Consider the following 13,369-nt stretch of genomic DNA (forward strand, 5'->3'; position numbering starts at 1 on the left):
GTTCATCTCTCCCCGGCTATAGCGGATGACGAGGAGCTTGTCTTGCTTAGCGAACCGCAACCCGGCCCATGCTGTCGTCCTCGCTCAGGCGAACAGATCGTCTGCCGGCTGCAGCCAAAGAGCCGCCGACGGCAATCAAGACGGGGCTATCATATCCGATCTCGGCTATCCCCGCTTCGAGTGTTGAAAGATCGCCATGCCATTGCCGCTCGGCCCGGCGGCTGACATCGCTCATGACGACAACCGGGGTCGAAGGGTGCATCCCTTCCGCCAGAAGACGGGCGCCGATCATCGGTGCTGTCCTGCCGCCCATATAGAAGATCGTCGTGGTGCGCGTATCGGCGACGGTTTTCCAGTTGACATCCGCAGGCAGACCGCCCTTGCGAGAATGGCCGGTGATCAGCCGTACCGATTGCGCGTGGTCGCGATGGGTCAGCGAGATGCCAAGGCGCGACGCCATGGCGCTGGCGGCTGTAATGCCGGGGACGACCTGCACCGGAATGCCTTCCCGTTCGAGACAGGCGATCTCCTCGCCGGCACGGCCGAAGATCATCGGGTCTCCAGATTTCAGCCGCACCACGTGTTTGCCCGCCTTGGCGAAGTTCACCATCATCGCGTTGATGTCTTCCTGGCGGCAGCTCTCCCGTCCACCGCGCTTGCCGACCAACATGCGCTTGGCTTCCCGGCGGGCCAGTTCAAGCACCTCGTCGGACACTAGATCGTCGAACAGGATGACGTCGGCGGCTTGCAGGGCGCGCACCGCCTTCAATGTCAGCAGTTCAGCATCGCCGGGGCCGGCGCCGACCAGCGTGACCCGGCCCTGCCCCGCCGGGAGATTGGCCAGGTGCGATGCGTCGGCAAGGACGGCGGCTTCACTTTCGGGCATTGGCTCGCTGCCGAAGGCACGGTCCACGAAGCGCTCCCAGAAAGCGCGGCGCGAGGGGCCGGGCGCGAGACGGTCATTGATTTTGTCGCGCAGCGACTGCGCGAGCTCGGCCCAGGTTTTCAGCGATTGCGGCAGCAGGGTCTCGATCCGCCGGCGAATGGCCTGGGCGAGGATCGGTGCCGCCCCATCGGTGGAAATGGACACGACGACCGGCGAACGGTTGACGATCGAGCCGAACTGGAACTGGCAGAAGGCCGGCTTGTCGATGACGTTGACAGGTACGCCGGCGGCCCGAGCCGCTTCGAAGAAAGCGAGCGCCTCGTCTTCCTCCTCACAATCAGCAATCGCGATTGCGGCGCCGGCGAAGACGTCGTGGTGCCAGCTTGCGGGATGATGGATAAACCGGCCTTCGGCATGCTCCGCACCGCGCTCGATCAGAGCTGTAAACGTGTGGGACAACTCCGGCGCATAGACATGCACCTGCGCACCGCAGGCGGCCAGAAGCTCGGCTTTCCAGGCGGCGGCGTCGGTTCCGCCGGCGACGATCACGCGTTTGCCTTCGAGTCCCCAGAAAACCGGAAGCTTGGCGAGCGGCGCCATGCTACCACCTCGGCCGGAACGGCCTTCACTCCGCTGCTGCTGCAAGACATCCATCGATGATCCCCTTGATTTCGGCGCGGCAGGAGCCGCAATTGGTTCCGGCATTGGTTTGCTTGCCGACGGCATCGACCGAGTGGCAGCCAGTCCTGATCGCCGAGACGATGCTGTTGACGCCGACCGAAAAGCAGGAGCAAACGGTGGCGCCCGGATCCGGCTGATCGGCGCCGGGCCTTCCTGCAACGATGCCAAAGCGCTTGCGCAGGTCCGAATGGTCGGCCTTCAACTGGTCCAGCGCCCAGTTGCGAGCGACGGCGACTGGCTGGTTCGAGAGGAACACCGCCGCAAGCAGCCTTCCATCCTGGAAGAAGGCAAGCCGTAGGTCGCCGGACTGCCGGTCGGCATAACCGATCGGTTCAAGACCGGCAGAAAGGTTGAACGTGTTTCGGCACCAGACCGTCCAATCCTCGACCGGTGACTTGAAACCCAGTTCGATCCGCCAGCCACCGTCAGCCTTGGCGAGCGCCCAGTATTCGGCGTCGGGCACCATCGGCTTTGCAGCGGAAACCGCAAAGCCATAGAATGCGGCCTCAAAGGGACGGAGGGCGATCGCGACATTCTTGGAGGCCGGCTGGCCGGAATGGGGATCGGTGACGGGCGCAACCAGAGCATCTACGCGCGCCTTGGCGGCGAACTGGTCGTTCCAGTGCATCGGCACGAAGACGCTGCCGAGCGCCTGGCGTTCGGTCACCAGCGCCCGGACGATGACTTTGCCATGCGGGCTCTCCAGCTCCACCAAGCCGGCGCCGCGGATGCCGAGATCCATCGCGTCCCGCGGATGGATTTCTGCAAACGGTTCGGCAATGTGGCTCGAAAGCCGGGGGCTTTTTCCGGTGCGCGTCATCGTGTGCCAGTGGTCGCGAATGCGGCCGGTATTGAGCGTCAGCGGGTAGTTTTCGCTTGTGCGATCCGCCGAGGATGCCTCGATCGGAATAAAGCGCGCCTTGCGGTCAGGGGTGTAAAAACCGCCCTCGGCAAAGAACCGCGTGACGCACGATCCAGTCGCCGCCGGCTGCGGCCATTGAAAGGGTGCCAGCGTCCGATAACCGGCGTCGTCGATATGCGCATAGGCGCCGATATCGAAATCACGGCTGCCGCTATTTTCGAAAGCGGAAAGCACCGCATGTTCCGCAAAGATTTCGGCCGGAGACGCGTAGTCGAAGCCGGAAAAGCCCATGCGTCGCCCAACTTCGGCCATCTGCCACCAGTCAGCTCTGGCTTCACCGGGAAACGCGAGGAAACCCCGCTGGCGGGAAATGCGGCGCTCTGAATTGGTGACGGTGCCATCTTTTTCACCCCATCCGAGCGAGGGCAGCAGGACATGAGCATGCCGAGCGGTATCGGTGTCGCGAAGAATGTCGGAGACGACGACGAAGGGACAGGCCTTGATCGCCGCTTCGACCGCATCGGCATCGGGCATGGAGACCACCGGATTGGTGGCCATAATCCATAGCGCCTTGATGCGGCCATCCGCGACAGCCTTGAACATGTCGACCGCTTTCAAGCCGGCCTTTTCAGCCATGGTCGGAGATGCCCAAAAACGCTGCACGCGGTCGCGATCTTCGGGGTTCTCGATCGCCATATGGGCGGCGAGCATGTTGGCAAGACCGCCGACTTCGCGGCCGCCCATGGCGTTCGGCTGGCCGGTCAGCGAAAAGGGTCCCATGCCCAGGCGGCCAATCCGGCCGGTCGCCAGGTGACAGTTGATGATCGCATTGACCTTGTCGGTGCCGGACGAGGATTGGTTGACGCCCTGGCTGTAGCAGGTGACGACCTTTTCATTCGTTTCGAACAGCCGGAAGAATTTGCGCAGCTGCATGGCCGGCAGGCCGGTGCGCTCCATGATCTCGGTGAAGGACAATGCCGAGGCTTTGGCGAATGCCTCGGGGAAGCCCTGCGTATGGGCATCGATATAATCTCGGTCGATTGTGGGACTTACCGCCAAATGTCCGAGAAGCCCCATGAACAGTGCGACGTCGCCATCCGGCCGGATGGCGAGATGCAGGTCGGCAATGTCGCAAGTCATCGTCCGGCGCGGGTCGATGACGACGATCCTCATGGCCGGCCGGGCTGTCTTGGCGGCGGCGATCCGCTGGTAGAGCACTGGATGGCACCAGGCGAGATTGGAGCCGGTCAGGATGACGACGTCGGCGAGTTCCAGGTCTTCATAGACGCCCGGTACGGTATCGGCCCCAAAAGCGCGGCGATGGCCGGCCACCGAAGACGACATGCAAAGCCGGGAGTTCGTGTCGATATTGGCCGAGCCGATAAAACCCTTCATCAGCTTGTTGGCGACGTAGTAATCCTCGGTCAGCAATTGTCCAGAGACATAGAAGGCGACGGAATCGGGGCCATGTTCGGCGATGGCATCCGAAAATTTTCGCGCGACGAGATCGAGCGCCACGTCCCAACCTGTTCTCTGGCCAAGCACTTCCGGAAACAGAACCCGCCCGTCAAGGCCGATCGTCTCGGCGAGCGCCGATCCCTTGGAGCAGAGCCGGCCGAAATTGGCCGGGTGTTCCGGATCCCCCTTTACCGCCACGGTACCGTCGCCCTCCACTGTGGCGATAACGCCGCATCCGACGCCACAATAGGGACAGGTGGTTTTGACCTCCTTCACCATCTACTCTGCCGCCACCATCACGAGGCTCTCTAGAGCAACAAAGAGCTGGCCGCTGTCGTTGCGGATCTGGATCACGCGCACCTCGCCCTCGTCCGCACCCAGCGCCTTGCCCGTTTCCAGCGAGATCACCCAGTTGTGCAGCGGGCAGGTGACCGAAGTGCCGTGAACAATGCCTTCCGACAGCGGACCGCCCTTGTGCGGGCAGCGGTTCTCGATGGCGTGGACCTCATGCTCGTCGGTGCGGAAGACGGCGATCTTCATCATCGGCGTTTTGACGCAGCGGGCGCCGAGAAGCGGAATATCGGAAATGTCGCCGATCGGATGCCAGTTCATATCCATCTCCTCACTCCGCCGCCTGGTTGAAGCCGACCGTCGCCATCGGTTTGAACTCGTGCTTGTCCTTGCCGGAGACGCGCTCCGACCAGGGATCGACCTGGGCGAACTTCTGGGAGAAGACGAAGCGCTCGTAATAGGCCTGGCGCTTTTCCGCATCGGTCATGATCTGGCGGCGAATTTCGTCGAGGCCGATCCGCTTTGCCCACTTGTAGATACGCTCAAGATAGCGGCCCTGCTCGCGGTACATCTGAGCGAGCGCGACGATATGCTCAAGCGCCTCGTCCTCGGTCTTCACCAGGCCCAACACTTCCGTGCCCTTGATGTCGAGGCCGGCGGCCCCGGCGAAATGGATCTCAAAGCCACTGTCGACGCAGATGACGCCGATATCCTTGCAGGTGGCCTCGGCGCAGTTGCGCGGGCAGCCGGAGACGGCCAGTTTCAACTTTGCCGGCGTCCAGGAACCCCACATGAATTTCTCGATGCGGATGCCGAGGCCGGTGGAATCCTGCGTGCCGAAGCGGCACCAGTCGGAGCCGACGCAAGTCTTTACCGTGCGCAGGCCTTTGGCATAGGCCTGGCCGGAGACGAAGCCGGCCTTGCCAAGATCGGCCCAGACGGCGGGCAGGTCCTCCTTCTCGATGCCGAGCAGGTCGATGCGCTGGCCGCCCGTCACCTTGACCATCGGGATTTCGAACTTGTCGACGACGTCGGCAATGGCCCGCAGTTCAGCGGCATTGGTGACGCCGCCCCACATGCGCGGCACGACGGAATAGGTGCCGTCCTTCTGGATATTGGCGTGAACGCGTTCGTTGATGAAGCGTGACTGGTAATCGTCGGCATATTCGTCCGGCCAGTCGCAGACGAGGTAATAGTTGAGCGCCGGGCGACATTTGGCGCAGCCGCAGGAGGTCTTCCATTCCAGTTCCTGCATCACGGCCGGGATGGTCTTCAATCCCTTGGCCTTGATCAGCCGGCGAACGTCGTCGTGGCCGAATTCGGTGCAGGGGCACATAGGCGTGACGGCCTTCGGGTTATAGGCATCACCCAGGGTCAGGCTCATCAGCTGCTCGACAAGGCCGGTGCAGGTGCCGCAGGAGGCGGACGCCTTGGTATGGGCGCGGACCTCGTCGAGCGAGGTCAGGCCCTTGGCTGATATCGTCGAGGTGATCTTGCCCTTGCAGACGCCGTTGCAGCCGCAGATTTCCGCATCATCCGGCAAGGCTGCAACGGCCACCATAGGGTCCAGCGGAGACCCTCCCTGATAGGCCTGGCCGAAGATCAGCGTTTCGCGCATCTCCGAAATGTCGGTCGCCTTCTTCTTAAGGTCGTTGAACCAGGCGCCGTCTGACGTTTCCCCATAAAGCACCGTGCCGATGATCCGGTTGTCCTTCAGCACCAGGCGCTTGTAGATGCCGGCAGTGGCATCGCGCAGGACGATCTCCTGACGATCGTCGCCATCGGCAAAGTCGCCGAGCGAATAAAGGTCGATGCCGGTAACCTTGAGCTTGGTCGGCGTGTCCGAATGCACGAAGGCGGGCATGGTATCGCCTGCCAGATGCGCGGCTGCGATGCGGGCCATTTCATAGAGCGGCGCGACCAGGCCATAGACCATGCCGCCCACTTCGGCGCATTCGCCGATCGAATAGATGTCGCCGTCGGAGGTCTGCATGCCGGCATCGACGACGATGCCGCGGTTGACCGCAAGCCCGGCTTCCTTGGCGAGGCTGGCGCTCGGCCGGATGCCGACGGCCATGACCACGAGGGTCGCCGGAATGATACGACCGTCGTCGAGCTCAATGCCTTCCACCTTGCCGTTGCCAATGATCTGCTTGGTATTAGCCTTGCAGATCACCTTGATGCCGCGTTCCTCGACCGCCTTCTGCAGCAGGTAGCCTGCGGCGGGATCGAGCTGCCGTTCCATCAGTGTCGGCATCACATGCAGCACGGTGACATCCATACCGCGCTGGGCAAGACCGGCGGCGGCTTCGAGACCTAGCAGGCCGCCGCCAATGACGACCGCCTTTTCACGGCTTTGCGCCGCCAGCAGCATGGCCTCGACGTCATCGAGGTCGCGATAGGTGATGACGCCCGGCAGGTCCTTGCCCGGCACCGGGATGATGAACGGCACCGATCCCGTGGCGATCACCAGCTTGTCGTAACCTTCGGTCACGCCATGGTCCGAGGTGACCGTCTTGGCTGCGCGGTCGATAGCGACGATCCTGTGGCCCTTGTAGAGCGTGATGCCGTGGTCGATGTACCAGCCGTCGCCATGGATGACGATCTGCTCATAGGTCTTTTCCCCGGACAGAACTGGCGAGAGCATGATGCGATCGTAATTGACGCGCGGCTCTGCATTGAAGATCGTGACCTGGTACTGGCCGGGCGCCTGTTCGAAGAGATGCTCCAGCATGCGCCCGGGCGCCATGCCATTGCCGATGATGACGAGTTTCTGGGTCATGGATATTACTCCGCGGCTTCGACGAAGCGGTGACGTTCGTAGAGGAACTTCAGCACGGCTTCGCGGCATTTGAGGTAGGCGCGGTCCGAAGCAAGCTCGATGCGGTGGCGCGGGCGTGCGATCGGCACGTCGAGGACTTCGCCGATGCGGGCGGCCGGACCATTGGTCATCATCACGATGCGGTCGGATAGCAGAACCGCTTCGTCCACGTCATGGGTGATCATCACCATCGTGTTGCCAAGGCGAGCGTGGATCTCCATTACCGCATCCTGCAGATGGGCGCGGGTCAGGGCATCGAGCGCCCCGAAAGGCTCGTCCAGCAGCAGGATCTTGGGTTCCATGGCGAGCGCCCGGGCGATGCCGACGCGCTGCTTCATGCCGCCGGAGATTTCCGAGGGGCGCTTGTCCTTGGCGTGGGCCATCTGCACGAGGTCGAGATTGGCCATGACCCAGTCGTGCCGCTCGGCCTTGTTCTTGGCACGCCCGAAGACTTTGGAAACAGCGAGGTTGACGTTTTCGTAAACGGAAAGCCAGGGCAGCAGCGAATGGTTCTGGAAGACCACAGCGCGTTCCGGGCCAGGCGAATTGACCTCGCGGTTTTCCAGCAGCACCGCACCTGCCGATACGGGCGCCAATCCGGCGATCAGGTTGAGCAGTGTGGACTTGCCGCAGCCGGAATGGCCGATGATCGAGACGAACTCGCCCTTTTCGATGATCAGGTTGATGTCCTTGAGGACTTCAGCACGATTGCCGCCGCGGTCGAAATGCTTGTCGATATGGTCGAGCTTGAGATAGGCGTTCATGGTTGTCGCTCCTCAGTTTGCCGATGCGCCGCGGGTGATGATGCTGCCGAGTGCGGAAACCAGCTTGTCGAGGGCGAAGCCGACGATGCCGATATAGGCGAGGGCGACGATGATGTCGGGCAGGCGCGACGAGTTCCAGGCGTCCCAGATGAAGAAGCCGATGCCGACGCCGCCGGTCAGCATTTCGGCCGCGACGATGGCCAGCCATGACAGACCGATGCCGATCCTCAGGCCCGTGAAGATGTAGGGCGCGGCCGACGGCAGCATGATCTTGAAGAAGAATTCGAACTGGTTGAGCCGCAGAACCTTTGCGACATTGCGATAGTCCTGCGGGATATTGCGCACGCCAACCGCCGTATTGATGATGACCGGCCAGATCGAGGTGATGAAGATCACGAAGATGGCCGACGGGCTGGCATTCTGGAAGGCCGCGAGCGACAGCGGCAACCAGGCGAGCGGCGGCACGGTGCGCAGCACCTGGAAAATGGGATCGAGACCACGCATCGCCCAAACGGACTGGCCGATGATGGCGCCAACGACCACGCCGGCGACGGCGGCAAGGCCGAAGCCATAGGCGACCCGCTGCAGCGAGACGAGGACGCGCCAGCCAAGCCCGATATCCTGCGAACCATTGTTGAAGAACGGATAGGCGATCAGGTCATAGCTTTGCTGCCAGACCACCAGCGGTGACGGCAAGGATGCGTCCGGAGACGAACAGAGGACCTGCCAGACCATGAGGATGAGGCCGAGCACCACCATGGGCGGCACGACATTGCGCAGGACTATCGAGCCGATATGCTTCAGGTCGATCCTGGACGTCGGTCGTCGCGAGAAAGGCACCACATTGGCTGCGGGTTTCGCGGCAGCGTTGGCAGGAATATTGTCTTGTTTGGCCAGGGCGGACATCAGCGCGCTCCGTTGAGAAGGAAAAGGCCGGCGCATCCCACGGATGCGCCGGAGGTGGGGAAGCTCAGGAGGCCGCCTTGATCGACAGGCTGTCGAGATAGGCAGACGGATTTTCCGGGTCGAAGACCTTGCCGTCGAAGAAGGTTTCCTTGCCGCGCGATGTCGAAGTCGGGATATCGGCCGAAGCCACGCCCAAATCCTTGGCTGCGTCGCGCCAGATATCCTGGCGGTTCACCTGACCGACCAGCGCCTTGATGTCGGTATTGGCTGGGAGATTGCCCCAACGGATATTTTCGGCCATGAACCAGGTATCGTGGCTCTGGTAGGGATAGGAAACGCCGCCCTTCCAGAATTTCATGAAGAGGTCGGTGCCCTTCACATTCCGGCCATTGCCATAGTTGATGTCGCCCTTCAGGCGGCCGAGCACATCCTTGGCAGGCACGTTGAACCATTGCCGCCTGGCCAGGATTTCGGCCATCTCCGCCTTGTTGTCCATGCTGTCGCACCATTGCTGGGCTTCCATCACGGCCATCAGCAGGGCCTTGGCGGCATTGGGGTTCTTCTCGATCCAGTCGGCGCGCAGCCCGAGTGCCTTTTCCGGGTGCCCTTTCCAAAGCTCGCCCGTGGTGGCGGCGGTAAAGCCGATTCCCTGGTTGACCAATTGTTCGTTCCACGGCTCGCCGACGCAGAAGGCGTCCATGTTGCCGACCTTCATATTGGCCACCATCTGCGGCGGCGGCACGACGATGGTCGAGACGTCCTTGTTCGGATCGATACCGCCTGCGGCAAGCCAATAGCGGATCCAGAGGTCGTGGGTGCCGCCGGGGAAGGTCATGGCGACCTTGATCTCGTTGCCTGCGGCCTTCTTCCTGGCGAACGCGTCCCTAAGCTTGGAGGCGTCCAGCTGAACGCCGGTATCGGCATATTCCTTGGCGACCGAAATCCCCTGGCTGTCGTAGTTGAGCCGGGCAAGAATGGCCATTGGCACCGGCTTGTTGTTTTGCGTCACCTTGCCGGTATGCATGAGGTAAGGAAGGGGCGACAGAATATGCGCGCCATCAATGCCGTTCGCGGCGCCGCCGAGAACCAGATTGTCGCGCGTCGCTCCCCAGGACGCCTGCTTGGCGACATCGGCATCGGGCAGGCCATGTTTGGCAAACAGGCCCTTTTCCTTGGCAATGATCAGAGGTGCCGCATCGGTCAAGGCGATATAGCCGAGCTTGACACCCGCGACTTCCGGACCGGCCGCAGCGGCCAACGCGCCCGAAGGGAAAGCTGAGCGGACGGCCGTGACGAGTGCGGCAGTGGCCGTGGTCTTGATCAGGCTGCGGCGGCTGATGCCACCCGCCATTAATCCGGTCTTCGAAATCTTCGTCATGCGCAGGTTCCCTCTGCAGGTGCTTTGATTTATTTGGACATAAAAAAACGCCGCTTGGAGATCGCGCTCGCGGGATCAAGGAGATCCCGGGCAGCAAAAACCTTGCGACGTCGATGTCTTATGTGAGCGCGTGCTTCGCGCTTATCCGCTCCGGTCGCCGTTGACCGTCACGATCCTAGATAAGCAAGCAGCGTGCCACTTCACAAAGGCACGATTACCCGACTGAATATGCTCGTGATTTTTCTGGCTTGTCAGCAGCCTTAAACTGTTATTCCCGAAGGCACTGCGAATATTTTGTGCGACTGCTAAATTATAGGCGGCTTAGGCGTGGGCAATTTCTGCTTGCCGCCGGCGATTTCCTAGTCGTCCAACCCACTTGCCTGAGCGCTGCCGACAGGGAAATTCGCGACATAGGCCTTGATGTCGGATGGGTCGAAGACGTGCCCGTCCATGAAGCGAAACCCGTCCCGGTCGCCCTCGATGCCGATATCGGATTCGGCCGGGCCTGCGCCGAGAGCTGCCCGGTAAAGGTCTGGCCGATAGGCAGTGGCTGCAGCCCGCATTCCAGCCTCGCTGAACTCTAACTGACCCCAGCGGATCATCTGGCTGTAGATCCACAGTGCATGACCAGGGCGCGGATAATTTGCAAAGCCGCGATGGAAGGTGAAATAGTCGGCGATGACCCGCCGGTTGCCTTTGGCATCGAGGCTGAATTCGCCGGCCAGGACATGGCGGATGATCTCGACAGGGGCCGCAATATAGCGCGCATCGGCAAGCAGTTCGGCGAGGGCATCATGGTTATCCGCCTCGTCGCACCAGCGGGCGGCCGCGTCGAGTGCGACGAGAAGCCGCGACACGATTTCCGGATGGCTCTGCGCCCAATCCGGCCGCATACCAATCACCTTTTCCGGCGCCGACGGCCATATGTCCTGCTTGGCGGCAACGATGCGGCCCAGGCCCCGCTCAGAGGCGACCATGTTCCAGGGCGCACCGACGCAGAAGCCGTCGATACCGCCCGCCGCAAGCGCATCCGACGTCAGCGGCGGCGGCACGACCACGAGTTTCACATCCCGGTCCGGATCGATGCCGCCGGCGGCCAGCCAGTAGCGGAACTCGTAATTGTGCGACGAAAAGGGATAGGTCATGCCAAAGGTCGGCAGCGCCTCGCCACCCGCTTTCATCGTCTGCACAACTTTTGCCAGCGCCTTGGCGTTTTCAAGTGCGGTAGCCGTCTCCGAAAGCTCGCCAACCTCTCGCATCCTCTCGAAAAGCTGGACCGACAGCGTAATCGCATTGCCGCCCTTGCCCAGTGAAAACGGCGCGATCGTCGGCGATGGATTGGATCCTAGGCCGAGCATGGAGGCGACGGGCATGGGAGACAGCATATGGGCGATGTCGAACTGCCGGAAGGCCAGGCGATCGCGCACATTGGCCCAGGACACGTCCTTGACCAGATCAAGAGTCAGGCCTTCCTTTGCCGCAAAGCCGAATTCCGCGGCGGCGATCAGAACGGACGCGTCGACGAGCGGAATGAACCCAGCCCGCAGAACCTTCGGCCCCTCCCCCTTGGAGACTGACGGAGCTCCTTTGCTTCCCGTTTGGTTTTCGGCAGACAGCATGTTCACTCCGGTCTTCTCCGGCGGACGTCTCTCGTCGGCATCACATCAACAGTCCCGCCGCCGTCACCACGCTCTGGGCGATTTCGGACATCTTCTTCTTCTCGTTCATCGCCGTCTGGCGGAGCAAGGCGAAAGCATCTTCCTCGGAAAGGCCGCGCATCTTCATCAATATACCCTTGGCCCGCTCAACCACCTTGCGCTCTTCCAAAGCCGATTTCGCTTCGGCCAGTTCCCGCTGTAAACGGCTGAAGGCGTTGAAGCGGCTGACCGCCATGTCGAGGATGGATTTGACCCGTTCCTTCTTCAGGCCGTCGACCACGTAAGCCGAGACGCCCGCTTCCATGGCCGCCTCGATCAAGGCTGTGTCCGACCGGTCGACGAACATGGCGATTGGCCGGCTGACCGTGCGGGTCAGCTGGAAGAGATGCTCCATCATGTCACGATTGGGGTTTTCGATGTCGATCACGATGACATCGGGCCGCAGTGTCTCGATGATGCGCGCAACGCCCTGAACCTCGTGGATGACCGTCACGCGCCCATGCCCCGCTTCGCGCAGCCCTTCCTCGATGATGGAAGCGCGGATGGCGTTTTCGTCGATGACCAGAATGGTGAGGTCGGAATGGGACATCCCGATATCATGCTGCATCGCAACAGCGGTGACAAGCGAGACAGGCGCGCAAAAACCCAGTCGACTGCAGACGTCCACATACCTCTGGCCGCCCGAAAAACAGCCTTTCCCGACCATCTGGAACAGTCGCCGCCAAGCAGCGTTCAACATTTGTGAAGGAGTAGCAGCGATCTTGGCTGCCATACCGGCGATTCGCCGGCAATGACGGAGACGGCATGACGCTTCTACAATTCCCTGCCGATCGGCGCACTGCCGATGTCAAACGTTGCGCCCATGCGCTTCAGAACCTGCACGGCAAGCAGGCAGACGAATTTTGGCGCGCTGAGATGGCAGGCTTTGCTGCCGCGCTGCGAGCCCAAGGCGAAGTCGAGGAAGAAATTTCCCGCCAAGCCGGCCGCTTCCTGCATGCGGTCCAAAGGGAATTGCAGCTGGCATTTGCTGAAAGCGAAACCGGCAACTAGCTGCGCCCGCAAGGTTTTGTCGCACCTCCCGATCGGCGCGGCGGCCGGGTGGCGGTTCACCTCGAATTGGACTATCTTAGCCACTTGCGTCGGCGGGGCCTCAGTATAGGGCTAGGCCCCGCATCGCTATTGAAGCCTTTTCTGGGGGAACGGCATCTGCCGCGGCAATCCACGACGAAATAGCGCAGCGCGCCACATTCGCGCCAGGAGTACTACCAAAATATCCAGGAAATATAATGGTGCCCGGAGGCGGATTTGAACCACCGACACGCGGATTTTCAATTGGCCGAAGCACCCTCTAAAATATTGTTACGACTGACGCATATTGCTCATCGTGCTAGAAATGCGCTAGTTTTGGAGCCGCCGGTTGTTTCAACTCGGCAATGAATCCGCAGAGCGAGAGGGATTTCTAAAGTTGCTTTGCCTGCCAAAGCGGCCGCTGCACCAGTTACCAGCCGCCTCCGTACACTTCAGGTTTGCCCCTAATTTCGGCCGCTGACGCCCGATGGAAGGCTGCCCGAGCAAGGCGGCGCAGCAATCTGACACCCTGAACGCGACCCGGCCATGCCGCTATAGGCGTGGCGGAGAAGCCCATGAAGATGCAGGCCACTTTC

At 61.7% G+C, this 13,369-nt stretch carries 10 protein-coding genes; 1 reads left to right on the forward strand and 9 read right to left on the reverse strand.

Features of this window, described 5'->3' with window-relative positions:
* Positions 1 to 46: 46 nt before the first annotated feature.
* From cysG to E2F50_RS12860, 9 genes are all read right to left on the reverse strand, one after another.
* Positions 47 to 1,540, reverse strand: coding sequence for a siroheme synthase CysG (gene cysG / locus E2F50_RS12820; protein WP_133316569.1), 1,494 nt, complete (start codon positions 1,538 to 1,540; stop codon positions 47 to 49).
* Positions 1,512 to 4,166, reverse strand: coding sequence for a nitrate reductase (locus E2F50_RS12825; RefSeq protein ID WP_133316570.1), 2,655 nt, complete (start codon positions 4,164 to 4,166; stop codon positions 1,512 to 1,514). Before E2F50_RS12825 ends, cysG begins: the two co-directional genes overlap by 29 nt.
* Positions 4,167 to 4,499: a nitrite reductase small subunit NirD gene (nirD, locus tag E2F50_RS12830; RefSeq protein WP_161974131.1), complete on the reverse strand. Its 333-nt coding sequence runs from the start codon at positions 4,497 to 4,499 to the stop codon at positions 4,167 to 4,169.
* A gap of 10 nt (positions 4,500 to 4,509) precedes the next feature.
* Positions 4,510 to 6,960, reverse strand: coding sequence for a nitrite reductase large subunit NirB (gene nirB, locus E2F50_RS12835; RefSeq protein WP_133316572.1), 2,451 nt, complete (start codon positions 6,958 to 6,960; stop codon positions 4,510 to 4,512).
* A 5-nt stretch (positions 6,961 to 6,965) separates the two neighbouring features.
* Entirely contained in the window at positions 6,966 to 7,763 is a 798-nt protein-coding gene (locus tag E2F50_RS12840) for an ABC transporter ATP-binding protein (protein WP_133316573.1), read from the reverse strand.
* A gap of 12 nt (positions 7,764 to 7,775) precedes the next feature.
* Complete coding sequence (gene ntrB / locus E2F50_RS12845) at positions 7,776 to 8,669, reverse strand: nitrate ABC transporter permease (protein ID WP_133316574.1); 894 nt, start codon at positions 8,667 to 8,669, stop codon at positions 7,776 to 7,778.
* A gap of 64 nt (positions 8,670 to 8,733) precedes the next feature.
* Positions 8,734 to 10,047, reverse strand: a complete 1,314-nt coding sequence (locus E2F50_RS12850) for a CmpA/NrtA family ABC transporter substrate-binding protein (protein ID WP_133316575.1) — start codon at positions 10,045 to 10,047, stop codon at positions 8,734 to 8,736.
* Positions 10,048 to 10,406: 359 nt separating this feature from the next.
* Complete coding sequence (locus tag E2F50_RS12855) at positions 10,407 to 11,666, reverse strand: CmpA/NrtA family ABC transporter substrate-binding protein (RefSeq protein ID WP_133317099.1); 1,260 nt, start codon at positions 11,664 to 11,666, stop codon at positions 10,407 to 10,409.
* 40 nt (positions 11,667 to 11,706) lie between these two features.
* The gene (locus E2F50_RS12860) at positions 11,707 to 12,294 is read right to left on the reverse strand and encodes an ANTAR domain-containing response regulator (RefSeq protein ID WP_133316576.1); all 588 of its coding nucleotides are present in this window, start codon (positions 12,292 to 12,294) and stop codon (positions 11,707 to 11,709) included.
* A gap of 215 nt (positions 12,295 to 12,509) precedes the next feature.
* On the opposite strand from E2F50_RS12860, the gene E2F50_RS12865 reads away from it, so the two are divergent.
* Positions 12,510 to 12,755, forward strand: a complete 246-nt coding sequence (locus tag E2F50_RS12865) for a DUF6074 family protein (protein ID WP_133316577.1) — start codon at positions 12,510 to 12,512, stop codon at positions 12,753 to 12,755.
* Positions 12,756 to 13,369 lie beyond the last annotated feature (614 nt).

Source organism: Rhizobium deserti (assembly GCF_004358025.1).
Taxonomy (GTDB): domain Bacteria; phylum Pseudomonadota; class Alphaproteobacteria; order Rhizobiales; family Rhizobiaceae; genus Neorhizobium; species Neorhizobium deserti.

Excerpts from the sequence above, each read along its gene's own strand:
- cysG (WP_133316569.1), bottom strand. The coding sequence starts at position 1,540 with ATGGATGTCTTGCAGCAGCAGCGGAGTGAAGGCCGTTCCGGCCGAGGT.
- E2F50_RS12825 (WP_133316570.1), bottom strand. The coding sequence starts at position 4,166 with ATGGTGAAGGAGGTCAAAACCACCTGTCCCTATTGTGGCGTCGGATGC.
- nirD (WP_161974131.1), bottom strand. The coding sequence starts at position 4,499 with ATGAACTGGCATCCGATCGGCGACATTTCCGATATTCCGCTTCTCGGC.
- nirB (WP_133316572.1), bottom strand. The coding sequence starts at position 6,960 with ATGACCCAGAAACTCGTCATCATCGGCAATGGCATGGCGCCCGGGCGC.
- E2F50_RS12840 (WP_133316573.1), bottom strand. The coding sequence starts at position 7,763 with ATGAACGCCTATCTCAAGCTCGACCATATCGACAAGCATTTCGACCGC.
- ntrB (WP_133316574.1), bottom strand. The coding sequence starts at position 8,669 with ATGTCCGCCCTGGCCAAACAAGACAATATTCCTGCCAACGCTGCCGCG.
- E2F50_RS12850 (WP_133316575.1), bottom strand. The coding sequence starts at position 10,047 with ATGACGAAGATTTCGAAGACCGGATTAATGGCGGGTGGCATCAGCCGC.
- E2F50_RS12855 (WP_133317099.1), bottom strand. The coding sequence starts at position 11,666 with ATGCTGTCTGCCGAAAACCAAACGGGAAGCAAAGGAGCTCCGTCAGTC.
- E2F50_RS12860 (WP_133316576.1), bottom strand. The coding sequence starts at position 12,294 with ATGTCCCATTCCGACCTCACCATTCTGGTCATCGACGAAAACGCCATC.
- E2F50_RS12865 (WP_133316577.1), top strand. The coding sequence starts at position 12,510 with ATGACGCTTCTACAATTCCCTGCCGATCGGCGCACTGCCGATGTCAAA.